A 6,205-nucleotide genomic window follows, 5' to 3' on the forward strand; every position below is an offset into this window, starting at 1 on the left:
CCCGAAGACCTCTTTTCTGCTCGGGTATATTACAAGCTTTGTTGATCAAGCAGTAACTGAGCTTCACGAAGGTTCAATGTGCCTTCATAAATTGCACGACCGGTAATCGCACCTAAAATGCCCGGTTGGCCTTTTAAGTTACGCACGTCGTCAAGGTTGGTCACGCCACCCGATGCAATAACAGGTAAGCCTGAATATGTTGCAAGGTTTACGGTTTGTTCAACGTTCACACCTTGCATCATGCCATCACGTGCGATGTCGGTGTAGACGATGCTCGATACGCCGGCATCTGCAAAGCGTTTTGCCAAATCAGTAGCTTTCACATCAGTGACATTTGCCCAACCATCCGTTGCTACCATGCCGTTCATGGCATCGATACCGACAATGATATGGCCTGCAAATTTTTTGCACGCTTCTTCAACAAATTCAGGCTCTTTTACCGCTTTTGTACCAATGATGACAAACGAGACGCCTGCATCAAGGTAATGTTCAATGGTTTCAAGAGAGCGGATACCACCACCAATTTGAATTGGCAATTCAGGCTGTGCTTTAGCAATCGCTTCAACCACAGGCTTATGAATCGGTGTACCAGCGAAAGCACCGTTTAAATCTACCAAATGTAAGCGACGCGCGCCTTCATTTACCCAATGCTGTGCAGTTGCCACTGGATCGTCAGAAAATACGGTATCGTCTTCCATACGACCTTGTTTTAAACGGACACATTTGCCATCTTTCAGGTCAATTGCAGGGATGATCAGCATGCTTTCGCTCCTTGCTCAATCAAATTAAGAATGAATTTGTACCTAATCTTATCAAATAAACGGCTATTCACTAAATGCTAATATCAGAATTGATGAATTAAAAAAGCCTGACATGTGTCAGGCCAGTGTAAATAGAGGATTGGATTTTATTGTTGGTCTATAAAAATGCGCTGTGTATTAGTATTTTTAGTCATTAAACATAAGCGGTTGTTTGTAATAAATCGATGTTTACGGATTGAAGTAAGCTACCGACATCGTATAAGCCTTGATTGAGGGCTGTGGTACTTTCACCGACCACTTGAACGAGATCACCGACTACAGGAAGTTCAGTTGCAATCGATGTAATCGGTGCAATGTCATCCAGTAAGGCATCTAAAGTGCCTGAAACATCTTGCACGACACCACCTACACTTGCTAATGGATCATTCAGGACGGATGTTAATAATTCGGTAGGATCAATACTGGCTACATAGTCGCCCGTTTCAGCCAACAAGCCTGTTAAATTACCCGTAGTTTCGCCTACTGCATTCAATAGCCCGCCAAGCAATGGCAGGTCAGAAAGTGCGGCTGTGATTGGTGCAGCAACACCACTTATATGATCAACTAAACTTGCAACTTCTGTCACGGTTTGACCGACCCCACCAGTTACACCATTGAGAGCGGTCTGTACACCTCCGAGAAGATCACCGGTCGCCAGTTTATCGGCTACCGCATGTAAGCCTTCGTCTAAGGTGTCGACCAACTGATTTTCAACTGCGAGTACTTTTTCGATGGTCCCACCAATCAGTGGTAGTTCAGTCAGTGCATCCGTTAAGGGCGCTGTTAAGCTATTAACGGTCTTTAATACGCTGTCTACTGTATCCAAAACACTATTTAAAACCAGTCCAACTGCTTTACTGATCCCTTGTAAAGTCAGGCTGAGTACACCGCTGATTTTTCCTGTAAATAAGTTCAACATGTCAGGTTCTCCAAGCTTTTAAATTATGATGTGTTATGTATTTGGCAGACTTGTTTTAGCAAAAGGAGATTGATGAAAACAAATTATGAAAGTATAGAAAGAATAAGATAAATCATGTAATTCTGCTAGAAAACTTAGAGAGATCAAAACCTTAGTTGAATAAAAATATAAATGTATATTAATTTAATTAAAATGAGCTAAATCAATGATATAAATGTACTTAAAAGGTGCAAATTTATTGTTTTTAGGCTGTGCTGTGACTATTTTTAAAGCAATAACGTACTGTTCAAATCTTTAGCGCAAATATACTGCAAATTCATTGGCACTCTTCAGCCGATCTTTGCACTTGGTCATGCCATAGATTGGGGCAATATCCAGTTACAGAGTGGTTACATCGCTGAATATAAATTAAATCATTAAAATAATTAAGGATTTAAAATTTCATGTGCGGACGAATTCTTAGTTTGAGAGACGTATTGGGAATGGTTTTAGGTAATAAGCCACGTTGTAATAATTCTTCAAAGACCAAAACAGGGGCATAGGCATCGGCAGCGGCATAACGAATTTGTTCTGGATTTAAGCGCTTTTTGGCCCAATTCGAGGTGCTGACCGATTTAGATTTTGGAAAATTCACACGAAAAAGCAGTGCCATGGCATTTTTTAAACCGACGGGTTGGGTTAAGCCAAAAGAAGCAAAGCACTTGGAGAGTTCCAAGACACTATTCAGTTGGATGCCTTTTTTACGAAATAAATGCGCATCATTTTTTAAGCCAAAACCCACTTTAATTTGATCACGATTACTCAAGATTGGTCTTAAAAAATCCCAAGTGCATTCGTTCATTTGAAACAACCACGCCTGTTGCGCCGTCGCAAGTTGGATTAAATGTGGACCGGTAGAGACCTCACCTTTACGAAAAGTCGGCTTAGATTCAGAGTCGAAACCGAATAAGGCAGTCGTCTGCAATTCATCGGCCCAGTGTTGGCATTGTTCGGCATTGTGAATGACATGGATCTGCTCTGGCACTAAATTTTGGAACAATGGAAAATCTTTAATCTGTTCTTTTGTTGGCAAAATAGGTGTCAGTAGAGCATCAGTCATTGTGATTCAATTCAAAGGCTTGTTGTTGCAGCCTAGAGCGTTTATTAGGGAAATGCAAATATCGAGATGTGGCGTTGAGCATGAGCCATTGACTCACCTGCCTGTCATAGCGCGTTGCTATGACAGTGACCAATAGGCTTAAAGTCAGTGACGACTTAAAATAGAAAACGCGCAGTAAATAATACATTTACCAAGATCAGTAAGAATAAACCGATAAAGAGAAAGGCGAGGACCACCTCCCATGTTTTGGATTCACGTGGCTCACCATATTGATTGGCATTTGCAGACCCCGGGATGAGCATCAGCGCAATGCACATAACGATATTGAGCAACGGAATCAGCTCTAAGAGTGCAAACCAGCCTGAGAGATTAAAGTCATGCAAACGACGCACTGAAAAAATCATCAAAGGGATCAGCATTAAAATATTTAGGATCAATCCAATCACTTGCGTCATTGGATTTTCAGCGTGAGCTATTAGGGCATTGAGAGTATTGGGCATCATGCTGACAATCAGCAGCATCAGTATGCTTAGCATGAGGCCATAGAAGACATTCCAACCGATAAATGACATGCGATTAAAGCGACCGTCACGGTTCCAGCCAGAGTTAATATTGGGTGAATTATTCATATTAAATGATCTTAAATTATCGTAAAAAGTATTGTTATCATTCATTTTTAGCCGCAAAAAATTGAGCTAAAAACGACATAAAAATGTGAAAAAGTACAGGATTTGATCCTGTACCAAAAAAGCGCGTTGATTATAAAGGTAAAGTACAAAAAAAACCCACTTGTGTGAGCTTGTTTGAGTAGATGTATTGCTGTTTAGGACGATCTCGGCGGCATCTAATGATTTATCATTATTGTTGTTGAATCGTGGTTTGTTGAGAGCGGATCACATAGTTTTGGTAAGACGGAATCATGATCGCAGCAAGTATCCCGACTATAAACACCACGATATACAAAACAGCCAGCACGGTTTCCCAGCCTTTGGTCGGGCGTGGTTGTCCAAAGCTATTACTACCGTTATTACCCGGTGCAAATAACACATAGAGCGCAAACAATATATTCACTACAGGAACTAAGATCAGCAGTGCAAGCCATCCAGAATGGTCTCGGTCATGTAAACGACGGATTAAGAAAATGACGCTGTAATAAATGACGATGGCATACATGATAAAGAAAATAATCATGAGTGGCGTCGACATAGCACCCTCAGTCAGCGCATTTTGCGCGCCGGGTATGAGCAGGCCGACTACAACAGCAATTAGCGTAAAAATAATGCCGAGAAGTAGATTCCATGCAAGATATGCGCGCCGGCTAAAGCGACCACTGGCTTGGGTCGGTGAGTCAGATGTGAAGGTATTCATTATTATTCCTAGGCTTTGGTATTTTTATAAGTAGGCAAATTCTAAAATGAATATGTAGAAAATAAAAGGATGAAAAATAAACAGTACAAAAAAGCCCGCAAGGAGCGGGCTTTTTTGCGGTGAAGGAATTTTAAATATCCCATTCCACAAAGTTTTTCAGCAATTGCAGACCGGCTGTATGACTTTTTTCTGGGTGAAATTGTGTCGCAAACAAGTTTTCCTTGTGAATTGCGGTACAAAATTCCAAACCATAGTCACAGGTAGCAGCGACAATGCTTGAATCTTGCGGCTCTACATAGAAGCTATGTACGAAATAGAAACGTGCATCTTGCTCAATGTTTTTCCACATCGGGTGGCTAGGGTCTGCCTGATGCACTTGGTTCCAGCCCATGTGCGGCACTTTTAATCCCTCTACATCAGGGAAGCGTTTAACCGAACCTTCAAAAATACCCAATGCATCTGCACCGCCATTTTCTTCGGAATGCTGCATTAGGGCTTGCATGCCGACACAGATCGCAAGCACAGGTTTATTAAATGCCGCTTTACGGACTACTTCATCAATCCCTGCATCATGCATGCCTTGCATACAGTCACGCATTGCTCCCACACCGGGGAACACAATTTTATCTGCTTGTGCAATCAGCTTAGGATCATTGGTGACATCAACAGTTGCGCCCACGTGTTCGAGGGCTTTTGCTGCTGAGTGAAGATTTCCCATGCCATAGTCAAGAAGGGCAATACGGGTCATTACAATGTTCCTTTGGTAGACGCAACAGTATTTTCGGCACGCGGGTCAACTTCACAAGCCATACGTAATGCACGGGCAAAGGCTTTAAATACGCTTTCAATTTGGTGGTGGCTGTTTTTGCCTTTTAGGTTGTCGATGTGCAGCGTCATTAACGCGTGGTTCACAAAACCTTGGAAAAATTCAGAGAAAAGATCCACATCAAAAGTCCCGATGCGCGCGCGAGTGAATGGAATATCCATCCAAAGACCCGGACGGCCAGATAAATCCACCACAACACGACTCAGTGATTCATCGAGCGGCGCATAGAAGTGACCGTAGCGACGTAAGCCTTTTTTATTGCCCAGTGCTTGAGCAAAGGCTTGGCCAAGTGTAATCCCACAGTCTTCTACGGTATGATGATCGTCAATTTCAAGATCGCCATCACAATGAATATCAATATCAAACAGACCATGTCGCTTGATTTGATCAATCATATGATCTAAAAATGGAACACCAGTGTTTAAAGTGCCTTGACCAGTACCATCAAGATTCACACGAACTCGAATTTTGGTTTCGTTGGTGTTTCTTACCACTTCACTGATACGATCTGTCATAGACACGTTCCTCAAATACGTCAAAATGATTGATGTAAAAATATTTTCGCTGTGACGAAAAGTCACCGCATATTAGATTGCTCAGGAGGGTTTATCAATGCCTATTACCGTACATGCCTATACTTCTTTGGAAAATGATGAAGTGCGCAGCCAGCTTGAGCGACTGTATGACACCAGCCCTGAGTTTAGCGACGGTTCCGATGCGATTGAACAACTTGAGCAGAACTTAGCCCAGTATACCTTAGTTTATACTGCAGAATTTAATACAAAATTGATTGGCGCGATTTGGTGTACAGGCCAAGGTGAAAGCAAAACCCTTGAATATATTGTGGTACACCCAGCAAATCGTGGGCGTGGTGTTGCAGAACGTTTGGTCAGTGAAGCTACCCGTATGGAGGAAGAAAAAGGTGTAAAAACTTTCGAGCCAGGTTGTGGCGCGATTCATCGTTGTTTAGCACACATTGGTAAAATTGACGTAGTTGAGTAAAGTTCAATTTTTAAAAGACAGTCTCCGTGCTGTCTTTTTTTCGTCTGAATAATTAAATTGACTCAGACTTAAATGTAAATAAGACAAAAAGTAATCGATTAGTGTGAAATATTGATTTAAAAATAAACATTTGAGAAAAAAGCCCATGCTTATGCTTGACGGCATTCAGCTTAAATTGTTTAATACGCGCC

The 6,205-nt window shown here is 41.8% G+C and carries 8 protein-coding genes; 1 reads left to right on the forward strand and 7 read right to left on the reverse strand.

Features of this window, described 5'->3' with window-relative positions; all coding sequences use genetic code 11:
- Positions 1-29: 29 nt before the first annotated feature.
- The 7 genes from hisA to hisB form a co-directional block, all read right to left on the reverse strand.
- Positions 30-761: a 1-(5-phosphoribosyl)-5-[(5-phosphoribosylamino)methylideneamino]imidazole-4-carboxamide isomerase gene (hisA, locus tag AVJ20_RS05940; RefSeq protein WP_078190493.1), complete on the reverse strand. Its 732-nt coding sequence runs from the start codon at positions 759-761 to the stop codon at positions 30-32.
- Positions 762-954: 193 nt separating this feature from the next.
- Complete coding sequence (locus tag AVJ20_RS05945) at positions 955-1,719, reverse strand: hypothetical protein (RefSeq protein WP_111884523.1); 765 nt, start codon at positions 1,717-1,719, stop codon at positions 955-957.
- A 433-nt stretch (positions 1,720-2,152) separates the two neighbouring features.
- Positions 2,153-2,818 carry a 3'-5' exonuclease gene (locus AVJ20_RS05950; protein WP_111884524.1) on the reverse strand — a complete coding sequence of 222 codons (666 nt, stop codon included), beginning with the start codon at positions 2,816-2,818 and terminating at the stop codon, positions 2,153-2,155.
- Between the two features lie 155 nt (positions 2,819-2,973).
- Positions 2,974-3,447, reverse strand: a complete 474-nt coding sequence (locus tag AVJ20_RS05955; RefSeq protein ID WP_162689739.1) for a DUF805 domain-containing protein — start codon at positions 3,445-3,447, stop codon at positions 2,974-2,976.
- Positions 3,448-3,676: 229 nt separating this feature from the next.
- Positions 3,677-4,186, reverse strand: coding sequence for a DUF805 domain-containing protein (locus AVJ20_RS05960; protein WP_111884526.1), 510 nt, complete (start codon positions 4,184-4,186; stop codon positions 3,677-3,679).
- Between the two features lie 130 nt (positions 4,187-4,316).
- Complete coding sequence (gene hisH / locus AVJ20_RS05965; RefSeq protein WP_078193147.1) at positions 4,317-4,934, reverse strand: imidazole glycerol phosphate synthase subunit HisH; 618 nt, start codon at positions 4,932-4,934, stop codon at positions 4,317-4,319.
- Positions 4,934-5,527 (reverse strand): imidazoleglycerol-phosphate dehydratase HisB, encoded by a 594-nt coding sequence (gene hisB / locus AVJ20_RS05970; protein ID WP_078190487.1) that lies wholly within the window; start codon positions 5,525-5,527, stop codon positions 4,934-4,936. The genes hisH and hisB overlap by 1 nt, the downstream gene beginning before the upstream one ends.
- Positions 5,528-5,624: 97 nt before the next feature.
- Between hisB and AVJ20_RS05975 the strand changes: the two genes are divergently transcribed.
- The gene (locus AVJ20_RS05975) at positions 5,625-6,014 is read left to right on the forward strand and encodes a GNAT family N-acetyltransferase (RefSeq protein WP_078193146.1); all 390 of its coding nucleotides are present in this window, start codon (positions 5,625-5,627) and stop codon (positions 6,012-6,014) included.
- Positions 6,015-6,205 lie beyond the last annotated feature (191 nt).

Source organism: Acinetobacter sp. CFCC 11171, from assembly GCF_003268405.1.
In the GTDB taxonomy this organism is placed as follows: Bacteria; Pseudomonadota; Gammaproteobacteria; order Pseudomonadales; family Moraxellaceae; genus Acinetobacter; species Acinetobacter amyesii.

What these genes read in the sequence shown, in the direction of transcription:
- hisA (WP_078190493.1), bottom strand. Translation starts at nt 761, where the DNA reads ATGCTGATCATCCCTGCAATTGACCTGAAAGATGGCAAATGTGTCCGT.
- AVJ20_RS05945 (WP_111884523.1), bottom strand. Translation starts at nt 1,719, where the DNA reads ATGTTGAACTTATTTACAGGAAAAATCAGCGGTGTACTCAGCCTGACT.
- AVJ20_RS05950 (WP_111884524.1), bottom strand. Translation starts at nt 2,818, where the DNA reads ATGACTGATGCTCTACTGACACCTATTTTGCCAACAAAAGAACAGATT.
- AVJ20_RS05955 (WP_162689739.1), bottom strand. Translation starts at nt 3,447, where the DNA reads ATGAATAATTCACCCAATATTAACTCTGGCTGGAACCGTGACGGTCGC.
- AVJ20_RS05960 (WP_111884526.1), bottom strand. Translation starts at nt 4,186, where the DNA reads ATGAATACCTTCACATCTGACTCACCGACCCAAGCCAGTGGTCGCTTT.
- hisH (WP_078193147.1), bottom strand. Translation starts at nt 4,934, where the DNA reads ATGACCCGTATTGCCCTTCTTGACTATGGCATGGGAAATCTTCACTCA.
- hisB (WP_078190487.1), bottom strand. Translation starts at nt 5,527, where the DNA reads ATGACAGATCGTATCAGTGAAGTGGTAAGAAACACCAACGAAACCAAA.
- AVJ20_RS05975 (WP_078193146.1), top strand. Translation starts at nt 5,625, where the DNA reads ATGCCTATTACCGTACATGCCTATACTTCTTTGGAAAATGATGAAGTG.